We start from the raw sequence: 1,866 nt of genomic DNA on the forward strand, positions 1-1,866 counted from the left end.
GCGGGCTCGCCGAGTGGCTGGCGACCAGCCAATGAAGTGATCGCGAAGATTGAGGTGGCGCGGTGCCGACGACCAGGCAAAGACCGCCAAGGGCCGACCGTCTCGGGCTCGGATGAGGTGCTTGAGGTGCTCGCCCACCGGCCGGGTGTAGCCCAGGTAGTGGTTCTCCTCGATCAAGCTATCGAACAGCGCCTCGTCGTTACTGCGACGCACCTGCGTGATCGAAAGCGGCCGTAGGTCACGCAGCGGCGTCTGCACCGCGCTGGTGTCGACCTCGACCCGCGCACGACGGCGGCGTGCCACCACATTGTTGACCGGCTGAAGCCGGACCGGCGGAAGCTCGATGTGCCCCGCTCGGTGCAACGCGAGCATCAGCCCGCGACACACCATGTCGCGCAGCTCGCCGTTGGGCTGCACCCAGTTCCAGGCCTCGCAAAGGTGTTTGGATAGTGCACGCCGGCTCGCCTCAGGATGAGCAGCGATCAGCTCACGAATGAATGCGGCGTCTGAGGGTGTGACCACCCGACCGCGATAGCGCAGAATCACCATGGCGAGACAACGTAGTGGAAGATGCTGTGGAACGCAAGGGCTGCGGCAATCTTTTTTTGAGCTACGCCGCCGTCTCAATCGGCCGCCATACCGGCGCGCCCTGCGCAGCCTTGAAGTTGCCCCCACTGAGCAGCACGTGAAGCTGCTGCGCCTCCAACTGTACGTCCTGCCCACCATCGGGCCAGTAGGAGAAACGGCCCGCCGAAAAGCGCTTGTGGCACAACCAATAGCCCTGACCATCGTACGCGAGCAGTTTCACTGCCGTGCGCCGACGGTTGCGAAAAACAACCACACAGCCCGAAAACGGATCGCGCTCCAGACGCTCGCGCACCAACCGCGAAAGCCCGTCAATCCCACAGCGAAAGTCTGCGGGCTCCACGGCTACATACACCCGCATCTGCGGCGTGACCTGGATCATCGCGTCCCCCGCGACTCATGCAACATCGAGCAAAGACTCTCAAGAGCTTGCGCATGAACCTCCACCCGCAGCTGCAAGCCTCGCCCGTTTGTGAGCTCGAGCACGCACGCAGGGGGCGAGCTCGCTTGCGGGAACGCAACCTCTACGAATGCTGGGGGTGTCTGCCCTGAGCCCGCTGCCTTCACGGCCCCTGCCACCGCCTTCATTCGTTGGCGCAAGCAATTTGCATTCAGCCGCAGCACACGGCTCGTCCGTGACGCACCGTGCTTGCGCGCAGCAACCACTGCGCCCTCCCATAGTGCGTCGGGAATTCGCCTGCCTACTCGATCGCGACGCCATCGCTCGAAACGCGCCTCAAGGGCCTTCAAATCGCTGGGAACCGCACCGCTTGTTGCGTTCGCCATGGGCTGCCTCCTTTTGTGCAACCCACGCTAGCTCTCAGCTCGATGCTCGGCACGCACGCTCACCGGAAGGACACGTATGAGCGCCGGCTCAACGAGCCCGACCTGTATCGGCCGGCCTCGTGCCCACGCTGTTTCAGCGCGATGCACTGGCATGACTTGCGTCCGCGCCTGATGGTCGATGATCCACAAGTCGCCACTGAGGTGTTGCGATTTCGTTGTTCTGATCGTGAGCACTGCGGCGCAGCCTGGCAGATCGTGCCGTTGTTTCTGGCTCGCAGCCTTTGGCGAAGCTGGCAGGTCGTGGAAAGGGCTGTCGTGGAGCCCGCTCGTTCGCCGGTGCCGGCCCGGACGCGGCGGCGTTGGGCTGCACGAATCGCAAGCGGTGCTCGGTTCTTGATTGCACTGCTCACCCAAAGCGAAGCGCCAGTCGCGACCGAGGTAGTTGGATTGACGGGCTTGGATGGATCGCGGGCCGATTTAATCCGTCACTACTCC

General features: G+C 63.6%; 2 protein-coding genes. Both read right to left on the reverse strand.

Features of this window, described 5'->3' with window-relative positions; all coding sequences use genetic code 11:
• The coding region (locus tag GY725_18030) for a DUF4338 domain-containing protein (protein MCP4006085.1) at positions 1-549 on the reverse strand (549 nt) is incomplete at its 3' end.
• A gap of 61 nt (positions 550-610) precedes the next feature.
• Positions 611-967 carry an IS66 family insertion sequence element accessory protein TnpB gene (gene tnpB / locus GY725_18035; GenBank protein MCP4006086.1) on the reverse strand — a complete coding sequence of 119 codons (357 nt, stop codon included), beginning with the start codon at positions 965-967 and terminating at the stop codon, positions 611-613.
• Between the last annotated feature and the right edge of the window lie 899 nt (positions 968-1,866).

The organism is bacterium (assembly GCA_024226335.1).
Classification (GTDB): domain Bacteria; phylum Myxococcota_A; class UBA9160; order SZUA-336; family SZUA-336; genus JAAELY01.

Coding starts and splice junctions, on each gene's coding strand:
- tnpB (MCP4006086.1), bottom strand. CDS start 967: ATGATCCAGGTCACGCCGCAGATGCGGGTGTATGTAGCCGTGGAGCCC.